The organism is Streptomyces viridochromogenes, assembly GCF_001270495.1.
GTDB classification, from domain to species: Bacteria; Actinomycetota; Actinomycetes; order Streptomycetales; family Streptomycetaceae; genus Streptomyces; species Streptomyces viridochromogenes_A.
The window spans coordinates 77,043-94,675 of record NZ_LGUR01000201.1; the positions used below are offsets into that span (position 1 = coordinate 77,043).

Below are 17,633 nucleotides of genomic sequence, written 5' to 3' on the forward strand. Positions count from 1 at the left end.
CTCACCCGGTCTTCTAGCCGGCGTCGCCCCGACACAGGTCGTCGGGGACTTCGATCCACGGCGAACACGCGCCCAAAGCGGCGGCCGACAACGCAAGCGGGTCATGCTTCCGTCCGCGTTCGTCGCCCTGCACCATCCCCGCCGCACCTGCGAGGTAAAGCCCCGCACAGCTGGTCCCATGCATCCCCATATGAGGAGAATTGCCATGAGTGATCCCCAGATCGGCCGTAGAGCGCTCCTGCGTGGAGCAGGCGGCCTCGCCGCCCTCGCCGCTCTTCCCTCCCTCGCCGCCTGCGGCACCGGCACCAGCCGTGTGTCGTCCGGTGGGAGCAAGGGCGGCGGCAAGACGGTGGTCGTCCGCGACAGCGGCGGTTCCTACGGCGCTGCCCTGCAGAAGGCGATCTACACGCCGTTCACGCAGGAGACGGGCATCGAGGTGAAGGTGCTGAACCTGGACGACGCTCCGCTGCTGGCGCAGATCAAGCAGGGTCGGCCGCAGTGCGACCTCATCAACAACTCGATGATGTCGCACACCAAGTACGTGGCCCAGGACGCGCTGGAGGCGCTGGACCTCGACCGGATCAAGAGCGTCAAGAGCGCGAAGATCCCCGAGGCCCAGATCACTGAGTCTGCCGTCGGCCACGCCTTCTACGGCCAGTGCATTGGGTACCGCACGGATGCTTTCGGGGGTAAGAAGCCGGAGTCGTGGGCGGATTTCTGGGACACCAAGGCGTTCCAGGGCGGCCGTTCGATGGTCAGTCCGGACGGTGACCTGCCGGAGTTGGAGTTCGCGCTGCTGGCCGACGGCGTGCCGATGGACAAGCTGTATCCGCTGGATGTGGACCGTGCTTTCAAGGTGCTGACCCGGCTTCGGGGTGACATCAAGAAGTTCTGGGACAGCGGCCCGCTCCCCGGCGTGCTCCTCAGCCGGCAGGAGGTCACGATGTCCACCGTCTGGGACGGCCGGCTCGCCGACCTGCAGAAGCAGGGCGTCCCGGTGGAGCGGCAGCTCAACGGCATGCGCCGTCAGTTCCAGGGCTACGCCATCGCCAAGGGCGCCGCCAACGCGGACAACGCCTACAAGCTGATGGACTTCTCGCTCCGTGCGGAGAGCCAGGCCAACCTGGTCAAGTTCTTCCCGTCGAACCCGTCGTCCCCGCTGGCCTATGCCAAGCTCACGGACGACGAGCGCAACGCGTCCGCGGGTGCGCCCAAGTACTACGACAAGGGTTTCGACGCCGATGTCGACTGGTGGCTGAAGAACGAATCGGCCGTCACCAAGCGCTGGTTGGAGTGGGCTCGTGGCTGAATTCGGTATCGCCGCACCGTCCGTGAAGGTGGCCGGCGGCAAGCCGGCCACCGCGACCGGCAAAGCGCTGTCGGTGGTGGCCCTGCGCAAGACCTACGGCGATGTCGTCGCTGTCGACGAGGCGTCGATGGAGATCGCGGCGGGGGAGTTCGTCACCTTCCTCGGCGCCTCCGGGTCGGGCAAGACCACGACCCTGATGATGATCGCCGGGTTCTGCGAACCCGACTCCGGCACCATCACCGTCGGGGACCGGGACGTCACCCGCCTCGCCCCGCAGAAGCGTGGCCTGGGGTTCGTCTTCCAGCAGTACCTGCTCTTCCCGCACATGACCGTGAGCGAGAACGTCGCCTTCCCGCTCACGCTGCGCGGCGTGGGCAAGGACGAGATCCGCCGCCGGGTGGGGGAGACGCTGGAGATCGCCGGTTTGTCCGGGTTCGGGGGCCGTAAGCCGGGTGAGCTGTCCGGTGGTCAGCAGCAGCGTGTGGCGTTGTGCCGGGCGCTGGTCTACCGGCCGCCGGTGATTCTCATGGACGAGCCGCTGGGTGCGCTGGACAAGAAGCTGCGTGATCAGCTCCAGGTTGAGATCAAGAGCATCCAGCAGGAACTGGGCCTGACGGTCATCTATGTGACGCATGATCAGGAAGAGGCGCTGGTCATGTCGGATCGCATCGCGGTGATGCGCAACGGCCTGATCGAGCAGTTCGACACTCCGAGGGAGCTGTTCGAGCGGCCGAAGACGCCGTTCGTGGCGGACTTTCTCGGCGCGGCCAACTTCCTGCCCGGCCGCATCGAGCAGCACGACGGCGAGCACACCCTGGTCCGCCTCGAAGCCAGTGGCGGCCTGCTCAAGGCCCGCCGTCACCAGCTGCCCTCCGGCGCCCAGGTGAAGTTGCTGTCCAGCCAGGCCGGTTGCGGGCCTGCGCCACCGACGACGGGTTCTGTACCGGCACGGTGGAGACCGCCACGTACGTGGGCACCCTGGTCCGCGCGGGGGTGCGGATCGATGGTGGTCAGGCGCCGCTGCTGCGTCTGGAGGTACCGGCCGGCCGAGGCCCCGTGGCGGGCGAGCGGGTCGGGATCACCGTCGATGCGGACGACGTCAACCTCTTCCCGACCGAACAGGGCGAGTGAGCCATGGCCGCCCTCACCGCCACCACCCCCGCCCGTCCGCGCAAGCTCCTGGCCTCCCGCAAAACCCGGGTCGGGATCCTGTACGCGCTGCCAGTTGTGGTCTATCTGCTGGTGTTGTTCGTCTACCCGATCTTCTCCACGCTGCTGCTGAGCCTGAAGGACGCCGACGGCTCCTTCACCCTGCACTGGTACGCCGACGCACTCACCGGCGTGAACCGGTCGGTGCTGTTCACCACACTGCGGATCTCCGCCGAAACGGCCGCGCTGAGCCTGGTGTTCGGGTTCGTCCTGGCCCAGGCGATCTCCCGGCTCAAGCCCCTGTGGGCGGGACTTGCGATGCTGGTCGTGGTCGTGCCGCACTTCGTCTCCGCCCTGGTACGCACCTACGGCTGGATCATCATGCTCGGTGACAAGGGCCTGGTGAACGAGACCCTGGCCTGGGCACCGGGCGCCCCCTACCAGCTGCTCTACAACGAGCTCGGTGTGGTCATCGGCACCACCTCGATGATGCTCCCGTACACGGTGCTGCTGCTGTACGGGGTGATGCGCGGTGTGGACCGCCGCCTGCTCGCGGCCGCGTCCAGCATGGGCGCAGGCAAGGTGACCATCTTCCGCCGCATCTACCTGCCGCTGGTCGCCCCGGGCCTGGCCAGTGCCGGACTGCTCAGCTTCATCCTGTCGCTGGGCTACTACATCACCCCGGCCCTGATGGGCGGACCGAACCAGACGATGATCGCCACCCTCATCAACCAGCAGGTCACCAAGGAAAACCAGTGGAACGGCGCCGCAGCCCAGGGCGTCATCCTGCTGGTCCTCACCCTGGCCGGACTGCTCCTGGTCAAGGCCGTGACCTCGCTCGGCGCCAGCCGCAAGAAGAGGAGCGCCACATGATGGAGCTGCGCAAGAGCCTCGCCGGACGGATCGCCCTGACGGCAGTCGCCACCGTGATCCTCCTCTTCCTGGCGCTGCCGATCGTGGTCATCCTCGTCACCTCGTTCAGCAACAACGCCTTCGCCTCCTTCCCGCCCGAGGCGTGGACGCTGAACTGGTACAAGGCCCTGTTCGCCGACGGCAGCAAGTGGCCGGCCGCGCTCTCTCTGAGCGCCCTGGTCGCCGCCCTGAGTACCGTCTTCTCCCTCATCATCGGGGTGACCGCGGCGACCGCCCTGGTCCGCAGTGAACTCCCGCTGCGCTCCGCGGTGTTCGCCCTGGTCCTCGGGCCGCTGGTCATCCCGCAGATCGTCACCGCGCTCGGGTTGTTCCTGCTCTTCGAACCGGCCGCGATGCTGGGCAGCCCGATCGCCATCGCCCTCGGGCACACCGTGCTGGCCTCACCGATCGCGGTACTGATCCTGATCGCGACCCTGCGCGGCATCGACGAACGCCTGGAGGACGCCGCAGCCAGCATGGGCGCCGGCCGCCTCACGATCGCCCGGAAGATCACCTTCCCGCTCGCCGCCCCCGGCATGATCGCGGCGGCGATCTTCTCCTTCATCACCAGCTTCGACGAGTTCTACATCTCCCAGTTCCTCTCCTCCGTCGACACCGTCACCCTCCCCGTCCAGGTCTACAACTCCCTCACCTTCGAGATCGACCCCAGCGTCACCGCCGTCAGCGCCATCCTCATCGCCTTCGCCATCCTCGCCCTCGGCCTGGTGGCCCTGGTCCGCTGGATCGGCTCCGGACGACAGCAATCCCTGCTCTCGGTCGAGAACACGGTCGGCGTCGCCAACCCCGGAGGCGAGGCCGTATGACCACCGCCGCCGCCGCTCAGCTGACTGCGGCCACCGCTCAGCGGCACCTGCTCCTGCACATGACCGCCAACGGATCGCTCGGCGACGAGGGCGAAGACCTCCTCGTCATCCAGCGAGGAGAGGGCCCGTACGTCGACGACGCGGACGGCAGACGCTACATCGACGGCCTGTCGGGGCTGTACTGCTGCCAGCTCGGCTACTCCTACGGCGCCGAGTTCGCCGAGGCAGCCGAGCGGCAACTGCGCGAGCTGTGCTATAGCCCGCTGTGGACCGGCTCCGCGCACCCCTCGGCCATCGAACTCGCCGAGCGGCTGTCCCGGATCGCCCCCGTCGACATCGAGCACACCTTCTTCTCGAGCGGTGGCGCCGAAGCCGTCGAGACCGCCTGGAAGATAGCCCGCCGCTACCACACCCTGCGCGGCGAACCGGGCCGCACCAAGGCGATCGCCCGGCGCGGCGCCTACCACGGCCTGACCATCGGCACCCTGTCGTTCAACGACGACCCCGGCCTGACGGAACCCTACGGTCCGCCGGCGATCGACACCCGGTTCGTGTCGAACACCAACCGCCACGGTCTGGCCCCGGAGTTCGCGGACGACGAGGTGTACACGGCGTGGCTGCTCGCGGAGTTGGAGGCCGCGATCCTGACCGAGGGCCCGGAGACCGTCGCGATGCTCATCGCCGAGCCGGTGCAGAACCGGGGCGGCTGCATCACCCCGCCCCAGGGTTACTGGCAGGGGTTGCGGGCCCTGGCCGACCGGTACGGCTTCCTGCTCGTCGCCGACGAGGTCATCACGGCCTTCGGCCGGGTCGGGGAGTGGTTCGGCGGGGACCGCTACGGAGCCCGCCCGGACATGGTCACCGTCGCCAAGGGCATCACCGCCGGATACGCGCCCCTGGGCGCGACCCTGGTCGGCACCAAGATCACCGATGTCATCAACCGGCCCGGTGAGGTCCTCAACCACGGCTACACCTTCGCCGGGCACCCGCTGAGCACGGCCATCGCGCTGCGCAACCTGGAGATCATGGAGCGGGACCGCATCCTGGACAACGTCCGCGGTCTCCAGGGCGACCTGGCCAGGCGCATGGTTGCCCTCAGGGACCTGCCGATCGTCGGTGACGTCCGCGGCACCGGGTTCTTCTACTCCTGCGAACTCGTCGGCGACCTCGACGACGGGGCTTTCAGTGCCAAGGCCCGAACCGAGCTGATCGTCGACCTGATCCCGCGTCGGCTGCGCGAGGCCGGCCTGCTGGCCCGCGTCTACAACCGCTCCGCGCCGCTGGTCCAGATCGCGCCCCCGCTGATCAGCGACCGCGCCGTCCTCGACCGTATCGCCGCGATCATCGCGGGCACCCTCGCCGAGGCGTCCGCCCGCATTTGATCCGCATCTGATCAACGTTTTGGGAAGGAACCACATGTACTCCATCGGTCCGCTGACCGTCGCCCCAGGCGAGCGCGCCCAGGGCCTCATCCCGGTCGGCACCAGCAGCTACGGCGTGGAGCTCGGCATCCCGCTGATCGTCGTCAACGGCGCCCAGGACGGCCCGGTCCTGTGTGTGGACGCGGGTGTACACGGCGACGAGTACGACGGCCAGGAGGCCATCCGGCGCGTCCTCGCCGACCTCGACCCGGCCACCCTGCGCGGCACCGTCGTCGGCATCCCCTGCCTGAACACCCCGGCCTTCGAGGCGGCGGCCCGTGCGAGCGGCATCGACCACCTCAACCTCAACCGCATCTTCCCGGGCGACGCGGAGGGCTCCTACTCGCAGCGCCTGGCCGCCACCTTCGTCGAGAAGGTCGTCCCCGCCGTCGACGCCGTGGTCGACCTGCACACCGGCGGCGCCTACGGCGAGATCGCCCCGCTCGTGATTCTCCAGGGCGGCTACGAGGACCTTGCGACGGACCTGGCCCTCGCCGCCGGGCACGAGCTGGTCTGGAAGGGCGGCAAGTGGGGCGGCACAGTCCGCCACCCCGTCCTCGAAGCCGGAAAGCCCGCCATCACCATCGAGTGCGGCGGCGCCACGTACCGCGAGACCAACGTCGAGCATCACATGAACTCGATCCGCAACATCCTGCGCAGCCTCGGCTTGATCGACGGCGAGGCGGAGCTGCGGGACACCTACACCACCGTCTCCGGCACGTTCGCCCGCTCCGCCGCCGGCGGCTTCTTCGTCGCCCGCGCCGAGCCGGGGGAGACCTGCAAGGAAGGCGACCTGATCGCCACCATCACCGACCACTACGGCAACACGCTGGAAGAGGTCACCGCGCCGCAGGACGGCATCGTGCTCTGGGTCCGCCGGATCCGCACGGTCCGCCCGGGCGACGAGGTCGTCATCTTCGGCGAGGTGCTGGGGGAGATCCAGCCATGAGCGACGAACTGCAGCTGACCGAGCTGCTGATCGACGGCAAGCACGTCCCCGCCGCCGACGGGCGCTTCTTCACCGTCCTCGACCCGTCGAACGACACGGCCATCGCCCACGTGGCGCTGGCCGGCAAGGCGGACGTGGACCAGGCGGTGGCCGCCGCGCGCACGGCCTTCACCGCTCCCGAGTGGGCCCGGATGCGTGCCGCCGACCGGGGCCGGATCCTGTTCCGGATCGCGGAGGCCATCCGCTACCAGGGCGAACGGCTGGCCCGCCTGGAGAGCCAGGACGTCGGCAAGCCGCTGCGCCAGGCGAAGGCCGATGTCGAGGCCGCGGCCCGCTACTTCGAGTTCTACGCAGGCGTCGCCGACAAGCTCGGCGGCTCGACGATCCCGCTCGGCCCCGGCCTGCTCGACTACACCGTCCGTGAGCCGATCGGCGTCTCCGGCCACATCATCCCGTTCAACTACCCCCTCCAGAACACCGCGAGGGGCTCCGCCCCGGCGCTGGCCGCGGGCTGCACGGTGGTCCTCAAGCCCTCACCCGAGGCGCCGCTCACCCCGCTGGAGATCGGCAGGATCGCCCTGGAGTGCGGTCTTCCGCCGGGCGTCCTGAACGTCGTCCCCGGTGACGGCGAGACCGGCGCGGCCCTCGCCGGCCACCCGGACATTGACCAGGTCACCTTCACCGGCTCGGTGCCGACCGGCATCAAGGTCGCCCAGGCCGCCGCCGCCAACGTGGTCCCCTCGGTCACGGAACTGGGCGGCAAGTCCCCGGTCGTCGTCTTCGCCGACGCCGACTTCGACCTCGCGCTCGGCGCAGTCGCCGCCTCCGTGTTCGGCAACGCCGGGCAGACCTGCTCCGCCGGCACCCGGCTGCTGCTCCAGCGCGGCGCCGAGGAGTTCCTGGACAAGCTCGTCGCGCACGCCGCCTCCCTCAGCATCGGCCCCGGTCTCAGCGACCCGGACGTCGGCCCCCTCGTTGCCGCACGGCAGCGGGACCGGGTTCTCGGCTACCTGGAACTTGCCCGGGAGGAAGGCGCCGTGGCACGGGCCGGCGGAGGCGCCCCGGCCGACCCCGAACTGGCCGACGGCTACTACGTCCAGCCGACCGTCCTCACCGGACTGGACAACCAGGCCCGGTGCGCCCGCGAGGAGATCTTCGGCCCCGTCGTCACGGTCATCGAGTTCGAGGACGCGGCCGAGGCGCTGGAGATCGCCAACGACAGTCCGTACGGCCTCGCCTCGTACGTGTGGACCCGCGACATCGACAAGGCGATGCGGATGGCCGAGGGCATCCGGGCCGGCCAGGTCTATGTCAACGCCACCGGCGTCGGCACCGGCGTCGAACTGCCCTTCGGCGGCTACAAGCACAGCGGCTGGGGCCGCGAGAAGGGCCTCGAAGGCCTGGCCAGCTACCTGCAGACCAAGAACGTCTGCATCGGATTCGGGAACCGGTCATGAGATACCGCTCGCTCGGAGCACGCGGCCCGACCGTCTCGGTGGTAGGCGTGGGCGGCAACAACTTCGGCAGCCGTCTCGACGAGGACGGCACGAAGGCCGTCGTCCACGCCGCCCTCGACGCGGGGATCACCCTGTTCGACACCGCCGACATGTACGGCGGGTCCGGTGAGCGGGGTGGCTCGCGCGGCGACGGCGAACGGCTCCTCGGGGCCGCGCTCAAAGGCCGCCGTGACCACGTGGTGCTGGCCACCAAGTTCGGCATGGAGATGGGCCGGGACGCCGACCTGTACGGTCCGCGCGGATCCCGCGCCTATATCCGGTACGCGGTGGAGGCATCGCTGACCCGGCTCGGCACCGACCGGATCGACCTGTACCAGTACCACGAGCCGGACGGCGTCACGCCGCTGGAGGAAACGGTCGCCGCCCTCCAGGAGCTGGTCGACGACGGCAAGATCAGGTACATCGGCTGCTCCAACCTCCCGGCCGAGCACCTCACTGACGCCTTCGTCTCCACCCAGGCCTGCTACCACCTGCTCGACCGCGGTGCGGAACGGGACCTGATCCCGGCCTGCCGGCAACACGGCCTCGGCCTGCTGCCGTACTACCCGCTGGCCAACGGCCTGCTCAGCGGAAAGTACCGGCGCGGCGAGCAGCCCCCGCCCGGCAGCCGCCTGTCCTGGCGGCAGGGCTGGCTCACCGACGCGGCCCTCGACAAGGCCGAGGCGCTCACCGAGTACGGCGCCGAACGCGGCCTGACCCTCCTCCAGGTCGCGGTCGGCGCACTGGCGGCCCTGCCCGCCGTCGGCTCCGTCATCTGCGGCGCCATGACACCCCACCAGGTCACCGCCAACGCGGCGGCGGCCGGCTGGATACCAAGCCCGGCCGACCTGGCCGTGCTCGACGCGATCGTCGCCCCCGGCGAACGCGTCGTCTGAAACCCCACCCCCTCTGGAAACCCGCGAAACTGAGGCTGGACACCATGCGAGAGATCGTCACCTTCGACGCCTATGCAACCCTGATCAACTTCGAGCTCGGCCCCACGACCCTGAAGGTCCTGGAGGACCGGCTGGACCTGGACAACCTGGATGTCGACGAGTTCCTCGACGACTTCCGCGTCATGCGCTTCCAGGCCGTCCTGGAGGCCTACCGCCCCTACCACGAGGTCCTGCACTCCAGCCTGCGCAACGCCATGCGCCTGCACGGCCTGGAGTACCGCGAGACCGACGGCGAGGCCCTCGTGGACGCCGTCCCCACTTTCGGCCCCTTCCCGGAGGTCCCGGAGGCCCTGCGGAAGCTGAAGACCAAGTACGAGATCGCCATCATCTCCAACTCCGACGACAACCTGATCGCGCGGAACGTCAAGAACATCGGCGTCGAGTTCGACTACGTCATCACCGCCCAGCAGGCCGGTGCCTACAAGCCGGACCGCCAGACCTTCAAGCACGCCTTCCGGACCATGGGTGTCGAATCGTCGCAGGTCATCCATGTCGCCCAGGGCTGGGAGTACGACCACATCCCGACCCGCGACCTGGGCCTGAAGCGCCGGGTTTGGATCAACCGCTACGGCCGCAAGGGCAGCGCCGACTACCAGCCCTACGACGAGCTGCCCGACCTGTCGGGCCTGCCGAAGCTGCTCGGCTGCTGACCTACGGCGCACCGGCGACACAGGACCGAGAAACACAGAGGACGCACGCCATGAAGCAGATCCCCTACTGGCTGGACACAGCTCCCGCCCTGCCCGACCGTTCCGGAAAGGACCTGCCCGACGAGGCGGACGTGGTGGTGATCGGCGGCGGCCTCACCGGCCTGTCCACCGCCTACCACACCGCCCGTAAGGGTGCCCGGGTCGTCCTCGTCGAGAAGGACAAGGTCGGCTCGGGCGCCTCCGGGCGCAACGGCAGCATGTGCACGCAGGGCATCACCATCAGCCCCGCCGAGGCGCGCAAGCGCTACGGCCAGGAGCGCGCACTGGAGCTGTACAACGCCTTCCGCGAGGCCGTCGACGTCGTCGAGGACCTCACGCGGACAGAACAGATCGACTGCGACTTCAACCGCTCCGGGCGCCTCGGCCTGGTCTGCAAGCCCGGGCACTTCGATGGGCTGCGCGCCAAGCAGCGCGACCTGGCCGACAACTTCGGCCACGAGACGGTCGTGTTGAGCAAGAGCGAGTTGCGGGCCGAGCTCGGTACGGACTACTACCACGGCGCCCTGCTCGACCCGCTCAGCGCGGGCCTGCACGTGGGCAAGTTCGTCGGCGGTCTGGCGGACGCCGCCGAGCGGGCCGGCGCCGAGATCCACGAGCGCAATGCCGCCACCGGCCTCACCCGCCTTCCCGGCGGCGGCTTCGTGGTGGAGACCATGAACGGCACCATCCGTGCCAAGCAGGTCATGGCGGCGACGGACGCCTACACCGACAAGTCGATGCCGTGGTTCCGCAAGCGGCTGATCAACGTCGGCAGCTTCATCATCGTCACCGAGCCGCTGGGGGAGGCGCGCGCCAAGGAGCTCATTCCGAACGGCCGCCTGCTGGTCGCCCACAAGAACGTCGGTCACTACGTCCGGCTCACCCCGGACAACCGCCTCGCCTTCGGCGGCCGGGCCCGGTTCGCCCCCTCCAACCCGGCCTCCGACGTCAAGAGCGGTGACATCCTCAAGCGGGAGATGACCGAGATCTTCCCGCAGCTGGCGGGGGTGCGCATCGACTACGTGTGGGGCGGCATGGTCGGTTTCTCCTGGGACCGCATTCCGCACGCGGGCGAGGTCAACGGCCTGTACTACTCCATGGGTTACTGCGGGCACGGCGTCCAGATGGCCACGTACATGGGCCGTGCCGTCGCCGAGATGATGGACGGCAAGCCGGAGGCCAACCCGCTGCGCGGTTTCGGCTTCCCGAAGGTCCCCGTCCCCTTCTACAACGGCACGCCGTGGTTCCTGCCGTTCGGTGGCGCCTACTACAAGGCGAAGGACCGCCTGCTCTGAGCAGGTACCGACACCGGTGACACAGCGGGGGCCTTTCGCGCAGCCGTGCGGGAGGCCCCCGCGATGCCCCCAGAGAGAAGGCCCGTACACCCATGACCGCCGTCACCCGTAGCGAGCACGATCTTCTCGGCGACCGGGAGGTTCCCGCCGAGGCGTATTGGGGTGTTCACACCCTGCGTGCCACCGAGAACTTCCCGATCACCGGCACTCCCATCTCCGCCTACCCGCACCTGATCGACGCCCTGGCCGCCGTGAAGGAGGCCGCCGCCCTCGCGAACGAGGAGCTGGGGCTGCTGGAGGCGAGGAAGGCGGCCGCGATCGTCGCCGCGTGCCGGGAGATCCGGTCCGGCAAGCTGCATGACCAGTTCGTCGTCGACGTCATCCAGGGCGGCGCGGGCACCTCGACGAACATGAACGCCAACGAGGTGATCGCGAACCGGGCGTTGGAGCTGCTGGGCCATGCCAAGGGCGAGTACCGGTACCTGCACCCGAATGAGGACGTCAACCTGGGTCAGTCGACCAATGACGTGTACCCGACGGCCGTGAAGATCGCGACGGTGTTCGCGGTGCGCGGGTTGCTCAAGGCGATGGCCGTCCTGCAGGACGCCTTCGCAGGCAAGGCCGTGCAGTTCCGTGACGTGCTGAAGATGGGCCGGACCCAGCTGCAGGACGCCGTGCCGATGACACTGGGGCAGGAGTTCTCCGCGTACGCCGTGATGATCGAGGAGGACCGGTCCCGTCTTGCCGAGGCCGTCGAGTTGATCCATGAGATCAACCTGGGCGCCACGGCGATCGGTACGGGCCTCAACGCCCCCGCCGGGTACGCCGAGTCGGCCCGCCGCCACCTGGCCGTCATCACCGGGCTGCCGCTGGTCACGGCCGCCAACCTGGTCGAAGCGACCCAGGACTGCGGCGCGTTCGTGCAGATGTCCGGCGTGCTCAAGCGCATCGCCGTGAAGCTCTCGAAGAGCTGCAACGACCTGCGTCTGCTGTCGTCGGGGCCGCGTGCAGGGCTGGGTGAGATCAACCTGCCGCCGGTGCAGGCGGGTTCGTCGATCATGCCGGGCAAGGTCAACCCGGTGATCCCCGAGGTCGTCAACCAGGTCGCCTTCGAGGTGATCGGCAACGACGTCGCCATCACCATGGCCGCCGAGGCCGGACAGGCCATCACCATGGCCGCCGAGGCCGGACAGCTTCAGCTCAACGCTTTCGAGCCGATCATCCTGCACTCCCTGTCGGAGTCGATCACCCACCTGCGGGCTGCCTGTCTGACCCTCGCCGAGCGCTGCGTCGACGGCATCACCGCGAACACCGAGGCGTTGCGCCGGACCGTGGAGAACTCCATCGGTCTGGTCACCGCCCTCAACCCGCACATCGGGTACACGGCGGCCACCGACATCGCCAAGGAGGCCCTCGTCACCGGCCGGGGCGTGGCCGAACTCGTCCTGGAGAAGGGCCTGTTGCCCGCCGAGACCCTCACCAGCCTGCTTCGCCCGGAGGTCGTGGCCGGCAGTGGTCAGGTACTGGCCTGACGCGCCCGCCCTTTTCGCAGGGAAGCCCCGGCCCGACGACCGACGAGGAACGCACATGAGACTGCAGGACGTCAACGCCGTGATCACCGGAGCATCGAGCGGGATCGGTCAGGCGGTCGCCGCCCACTTCCGTCGCGAAGGCGCCAACCTCCTGCTGACCGGACGGCGACCTGAGCTGACCGAGAGCCACCCGGACGATCTGTACCTCGCGGGGGACCTCAACGACGAGACCTTCGTCGCCGAGCTCGCCGCCCGAGCAGCAGATCACCTGGGGGACGTGGGAGCGGTCGTCCTCTGCCACGGACTCCAGCGGTCCAGCCCGCTCGCGGAGACGACTGCCGCCGACGCCCGCGACCTGCTCCACAGCAACCTGCTGAGCGCCTTCCTGGTCATGAAGCACCTGATGCCGCTGGCTCCCGAGTCAGGAGCGTCGATGGTGTGCGTCAGCTCTCGCCTCGGCTTGGTCGGCATGCCGAACCAGACCCTGTACTCCGCCGCCAAGGGCGGCCTCATCGCGCTGGCCCGGGGTGCTGCCATCGAATGGGCGTCCCGCAACATCCGCGTCAACGTGGTCGCGCCCGGTCTGACCGCGACCCCGATCATCGAGGCCTCGTTCCAGCGGCGCCCCGACCCCGACGCCTACCGGCGGATGAGAGAGGACTCCATACCGCTGCGCCGGCTCGCCACACCCGAGGAGGTCGCCGACGCGGTTCTCTTCCTCGCCTGCCCGGAGTCGTCATACATCACCGGTGCCGTGCTTCCCGTGGACGGAGGCTACACGGCGTTCTGAACCCCACGGTATGGGCGCCGGTCCAGCACAGACCCGAAGCGCGGCACCGCCCTCACCAGTCCGCGTCGCTCCATTGGTCCAGCAGCGCTTCGGTCATGCCTGCGTCAGGCTCGGCCGTCGTGCTCTGGAGCGACTGCTCGGTCCAGATCACTTTGCCGCGAGGCATGTAGCGGGTACCCCACCGTTGCGTGAACTGGGCGACGAGGAACAATCCCCGCCCGCCCTCGTCGGTGTCGGCCGCGCGGCGCAGGTGCGGTGAGGTGCTGCTGCCGTCGGCGACCTCACAGATCAGGCTGGTGCCGTCGCGCAGTATCCGCAGCCGTCTCGGGCCGGTGCCGTAGCGGATGGCATTGGTGACCAACTCGCTGATCACCAGCTCGGTGGAGAAGGCGAGCTCCTCCAGCCCCCACTCCTCCAGGTGGCGGGCGACATCGGCGCGGATTCCGGCGACGGCGACGGGATCGCCGGGCACCTCCCAGTTGGCGACCTGGGAGGGATCGAGCAGCCGGGACCGAGCGACGAGCACGGCGATGTCGTCGCTCGGGCGGGCCGGCAGCAGGGCGTCGAGGACGGCCTGGCAGGTTTCTTCCGGGGTCCGGCCGGGGCCTGTCAGGGCGTCGTGCAGCATCTTGAGGCCCGTGTCGATGTCCCGGTTCCGGTCCTCGATCAGTCCATCGGTGTACAGGACCAACCGGGAGCCCTCGGACAGCGTGAACTCGGCGGTCTCGAAGGGCAGCCCGCCGCCCAGCCCCAGCGGCGGCGAGACGGGCCCCTCCAACTGCTGAACCGTGCCGTCCGGGTGCACCAAGGCCGGCCCTGGATGCCCGGATCTGGCCAGCGAGCACAGGCCGGCCACCGGGTCGTAGATGGCGTACAAGCACGTCGCCCCTGTGATTCCCTCGCTGTCGTCCCCCTCGCTGTCGACCCGCGTGACCAACTCGTCCAGGTTCCTGATCAGCTCGTCCGGGGACAGATCGAGGGACGACAAGGTGCGCACCGCGGTGCGCAGCCGGCCCATGGTGGCCGCGGCGTGCAGGCCGTGGCCGACCACGTCGCCCACCACCAGGGCGACCCGGGCCCCGGGCAGCGGGATGACATCGAACCAGTCGCCGCCGACCCCGGCCCGGGCGGGCAGGTAGCGGTGGGCGACCTCGACGGCGGACTGGTCGGGCAGGGAACGAGGCAACAGGCTGCGCTGCAGGGTCACGGCCAGGGCATGCTCGCGGGTGTAACGCCGGGCGTTGTCGATGGCCACCGCTGCCCGGGCGGCCAGCTCCTCGGCGAAGGCCAGGTCCTCTTCCTCGAAGGCGTCCTGCTCCGCACGCCAGAAGTTGACCACACCCAGTACGGCGCCGCGAGCCTGGAGCGGCACGGTGATCAGGGAATGGAGGCCGCGCTCCAGGATGCGCCGGGCGCGTTCCGGGTCCTGGGCCCGCCAGCCGTGGGAAGCGGTCAGGTCGGCCTCGAGGACGGCGTGGCCGTGCTCGACGCCGACGGCCACGGGGCTGCTCGGAACGAAGCGGATGAGTTCCCCCACAGGGAAGAAGGGCCAGGCCCCGCCCACGCCGTGAACCGCCGCGCGGCGCAGTTCGGCGCTTTGCCCGACCGGCTCGTCACCCTCCAGGACCGGATCCTGCAGGTCGACCGTGGCGACGTCGGCGAATCGGGGGACAGCCACCTCGGCCAGTTCCTCGGCGGTGCGCACCACATCCAGCGTGGTGCCGATCCGCACACCCGCCTCGTACAGCAGGCGCAGCCGCTCTCTGGCCACGGCCGCCCGGCCCGTCAATGCCTGCAACTCCGTGGTGTCGCGCAGCGTGGCCACACTGCCCCCCTTTCCCCCGTGCTGGTCGACGGGCCGGAGGTTGACCGCCAGCAGGTGGTCGTCGGCCAGGTGGACCTCGTCGGTGGCGGTCCGGCCCGAGAGCAGCAGCTCGGCGGTGCCCGTTTCCAGACCCAGATCGGTGACGTGGCGCTGCTCGGCGTCCGCGGGCAGATTCAGCAGTCGCCGTGCCTCGTCGTTGGCCAGCAGCAGCCGTCCGTCACCGCCGATGATCAGTACCCCCTCCCGCACCGCGTGCAGCACGGCGTCATGGTGCTCGTACATCCGGGTCATCTCGGCCGGGCCCAGACCGTGGGTCTGCCGTCGCAACCGCCCCGACACCAGTGCCGTACCACCCATGACCAGCGCCAACGCGCCGCCGACGGAACCGAGCAGGAGCGGCATCTGGCGCTGCACCACGCTGTTCACGTTCTTGACCGTGACCCCGACCGACACCAGGCCGACGATCTTCTGTCCCCCGGAGTCGAAGACGGGGACCGTCGATTCCACGGCGAGGCCCAGGCTGCCTTCGAAGTCCTGGGTGAAGGGCCGGCCGGCGGCCGCCTCCTTGCGGAGCGCGAAGACGTGCTCCCCGATCAGCTTCGGGTCCGGGTGGGTCCAGCGGTAGCCCCGTGGGTCGATCGCCACGACGAAGTCGACGCCCGTCAGCTTGCGCGTCTCCTCCGCGCGGGGTTGCAGGACGGCGGTCGGATCGGCGGACTTCATGGCGTCCACCGTGCCCGGGGCGCGCGCGAAGGTCTGGGCGACTCCCAACGAAAGCTGGCGGGCCTCCTGCGTGCTCGAGTGCCGGGCTTGCAGGACGAGCGCCACCCCCGCGGCAGCGGCGAAGAGAACCACCAGAACCAGCTGCCAAAGGAACACCTGACCTGCGACGCTGCGCACGTTCAGCATGGATCGCACACGGGTTCCGGGCGGCTGGGCAGGGGGCCCGTGGGGCCGCTCGTGCCGACCGAAGATGCTGGTCATGTTCACGGGATGTCCCTCCCGTCGCCCGGCAGGAATCGGTGGCGGAGAGACAGGACCGGACAGGCCCGGCCCCTTCCGCGTCGTCTCAGGACCGCGCCCATTCCCGCCAGCGCTTGGTGACGGCGTCCTTGTTCTCCACCCACCAGTCGACGTCCAGGTCGAAGCCGGTGTAAAGGTGCTCCGGGGAGCTGGCCAGGTCCGCGGCGGCCCTGGAAAGGTACTTGTAGGCAGCGGGCACGACCGGGCCCATGGGGTAGACCTCGGCGAAGCCGGCCTGCACCTCGGGCCGCAGGGCGAAGTCGATGAGCCTGTAGGCGGCGTCGACATTCCGGGCGCCGATGGGGATGCCGAAGCCGCTGCTCTGCCGACGGGCGCCGTTCCACTGATAGGCGAGCGGTGCGCCCCGCTTGATGAGCTGGTTGGGGCGGCCGTGCCAGACACTGGAGGCCGAGACCTGTCGGCGTTGCAGTAGCAGTCCCGGCGTAGCGCCGTCGGCCCAGAATTCGCGCACGGCGCTCTTGATCTCGTCGAGGACTCTGAAGGCGCGGTCGACGTCGAGGGGATAGAGCTTGTCCCGGGCCACACCGTCAGCGAGGAGGGCGAACTCCAGCTCCGGTGGGCCCGCCTCCGGGCTCTGCAGGGCACGGCTGCCCGGGAACGCACCGGTGTCCCAGAAGTCCGCCCAGGACTGGGGCGTCTTCCCGCCGAAGGCGTCGGTGCGGAACGCCATGACGCTGGCCCAGTAGTTCTTGCCGACGCCGTACGAGGTGAGCAGCGACTCGGCGATGCCGGCGTTCCTCGTGCCCTTCAGCCGGTCGTAGTCGAGCTCCTGCGTGGCTCCGGCCCCCTCGAAGCGTGCCAGCGCGCTCATGTCGATGTCGATGACGTCGAACTGCGGGCGACCTTCCTTGATCTGCGCAAGGATCTGCGCGTAGAAGGGGATGTTGACCACGCTGACCTGGATGCCGGTCTCTTTGCTGAACGGCTCGTAGACCGCCTTGCGGTTCGCTTCACCGTAGGCGCCCCCGATGTCACGGACGACTAGCGTCTTGCTGCTCCCGGCGTCGTTGGTCTTCCGGTCGGCACGGCCTCCACATGCGGTGAACGCAGTGGCGGCGGCGCCTGCCGCGACGGAGCCGATCCCGCGTAGGAACGCTCTGCGCTCGATCCTGACGTCCATCACCGTATGCCTCCTGCGAAGCCGGGTGCGAGGCCCGTCGGCGCGGGCTGTTCGCAGGACGCCGCCGACGCTCGTCGCCTGGGCGGACGCCGGACCATGGGTCAGCCGGGGCGACGGTGAGCCGGGTCACGCCATAGTAGGACCATGCGGTCACGGACGCCATGACCTGGCACTACACCGCGGCGACAGGACGTCGGCGGATACATCGAGGCGATGGCTGGTCCTGGCCGCAGGTATGCCGAACGGCCCTTCACGAGCCGTCCATTGATTGAGGTTTCACCAGTCGAGGTAGGTCAAGTAAGGCTCGCCTTGGGCCGACTGC

General features: G+C 69.3%; 13 protein-coding genes and 1 pseudogene. 12 read left to right on the plus strand and 2 right to left on the minus strand.

Features of this window, described 5'->3' with window-relative positions; all coding sequences use genetic code 11:
• Nucleotides 1–205: 205 nt before the first annotated feature.
• The 12 genes and pseudogenes from ADK36_RS23220 to ADK36_RS23275 all read left to right on the plus strand — a co-directional run bounded on the left by ADK36_RS23220 (nucleotide 206) and on the right by ADK36_RS23275 (nucleotide 13,322).
• Nucleotides 206–1,309, plus strand: coding sequence for an ABC transporter substrate-binding protein (locus ADK36_RS23220; RefSeq protein ID WP_053198842.1), 1,104 nt, complete (start codon nucleotides 206–208; stop codon nucleotides 1,307–1,309).
• A pseudogene (locus ADK36_RS23225) lies at nucleotides 1,302–2,440 on the plus strand (ABC transporter ATP-binding protein). The gene ADK36_RS23220 and the pseudogene ADK36_RS23225 overlap by 8 nt, the downstream one beginning before the upstream one ends.
• A gap of 96 nt (nucleotides 2,441–2,536) precedes the next feature.
• The gene (locus ADK36_RS23230; RefSeq protein ID WP_234329844.1) at nucleotides 2,537–3,331 is read left to right on the plus strand and encodes an ABC transporter permease; all 795 of its coding nucleotides are present in this window, start codon (nucleotides 2,537–2,539) and stop codon (nucleotides 3,329–3,331) included.
• On the plus strand, nucleotides 3,328–4,194 hold the full coding sequence (locus ADK36_RS23235) for an ABC transporter permease (RefSeq protein WP_053198848.1): 867 nt from the start codon (nucleotides 3,328–3,330) through the stop codon (nucleotides 4,192–4,194). Before ADK36_RS23230 ends, ADK36_RS23235 begins: the two co-directional genes overlap by 4 nt.
• Nucleotides 4,191–5,576: an aminotransferase class III-fold pyridoxal phosphate-dependent enzyme gene (locus tag ADK36_RS23240; protein ID WP_048585936.1), complete on the plus strand. Its 1,386-nt coding sequence runs from the start codon at nucleotides 4,191–4,193 to the stop codon at nucleotides 5,574–5,576. The genes ADK36_RS23235 and ADK36_RS23240 overlap by 4 nt, the downstream gene beginning before the upstream one ends.
• A 34-nt stretch (nucleotides 5,577–5,610) precedes the next feature.
• Nucleotides 5,611–6,564, plus strand: coding sequence for a succinylglutamate desuccinylase/aspartoacylase family protein (locus ADK36_RS23245; RefSeq protein WP_048585935.1), 954 nt, complete (start codon nucleotides 5,611–5,613; stop codon nucleotides 6,562–6,564).
• Nucleotides 6,561–8,021: an aldehyde dehydrogenase family protein gene (locus ADK36_RS23250; protein WP_053084760.1), complete on the plus strand. Its 1,461-nt coding sequence runs from the start codon at nucleotides 6,561–6,563 to the stop codon at nucleotides 8,019–8,021. The genes ADK36_RS23245 and ADK36_RS23250 overlap by 4 nt, the downstream gene beginning before the upstream one ends.
• Nucleotides 8,018–8,956 (plus strand): aldo/keto reductase, encoded by a 939-nt coding sequence (locus ADK36_RS23255; RefSeq protein WP_048585934.1) that lies wholly within the window; start codon nucleotides 8,018–8,020, stop codon nucleotides 8,954–8,956. The genes ADK36_RS23250 and ADK36_RS23255 overlap by 4 nt, the downstream gene beginning before the upstream one ends.
• Nucleotides 8,957–9,000: 44 nt before the next feature.
• Nucleotides 9,001–9,666 (plus strand): haloacid dehalogenase type II, encoded by a 666-nt coding sequence (locus ADK36_RS23260; RefSeq protein WP_048585933.1) that lies wholly within the window; start codon nucleotides 9,001–9,003, stop codon nucleotides 9,664–9,666.
• A gap of 50 nt (nucleotides 9,667–9,716) precedes the next feature.
• Nucleotides 9,717–11,000 (plus strand): NAD(P)/FAD-dependent oxidoreductase, encoded by a 1,284-nt coding sequence (locus tag ADK36_RS23265; protein WP_053198850.1) that lies wholly within the window; start codon nucleotides 9,717–9,719, stop codon nucleotides 10,998–11,000.
• Between the two features lie 92 nt (nucleotides 11,001–11,092).
• Nucleotides 11,093–12,532 carry an aspartate ammonia-lyase gene (gene aspA / locus ADK36_RS23270; protein WP_053198852.1) on the plus strand — a complete coding sequence of 480 codons (1,440 nt, stop codon included), beginning with the start codon at nucleotides 11,093–11,095 and terminating at the stop codon, nucleotides 12,530–12,532.
• Between the two features lie 55 nt (nucleotides 12,533–12,587).
• Complete coding sequence (locus ADK36_RS23275; RefSeq protein ID WP_053198854.1) at nucleotides 12,588–13,322, plus strand: SDR family NAD(P)-dependent oxidoreductase; 735 nt, start codon at nucleotides 12,588–12,590, stop codon at nucleotides 13,320–13,322.
• 52 nt (nucleotides 13,323–13,374) lie between these two features.
• On the opposite strand, the gene ADK36_RS23280 is transcribed toward ADK36_RS23275, so the two are convergent.
• Both ADK36_RS23280 and ADK36_RS23285 read right to left on the minus strand, forming a co-directional pair.
• Nucleotides 13,375–16,056 (minus strand): SpoIIE family protein phosphatase, encoded by a 2,682-nt coding sequence (locus tag ADK36_RS23280; protein ID WP_053198856.1) that lies wholly within the window; start codon nucleotides 16,054–16,056, stop codon nucleotides 13,375–13,377.
• Between the two features lie 160 nt (nucleotides 16,057–16,216).
• Nucleotides 16,217–17,314 (minus strand): ABC transporter substrate-binding protein, encoded by a 1,098-nt coding sequence (locus ADK36_RS23285; protein ID WP_048585929.1) that lies wholly within the window; start codon nucleotides 17,312–17,314, stop codon nucleotides 16,217–16,219.
• Nucleotides 17,315–17,633: the final 319 nt, after the last annotated feature.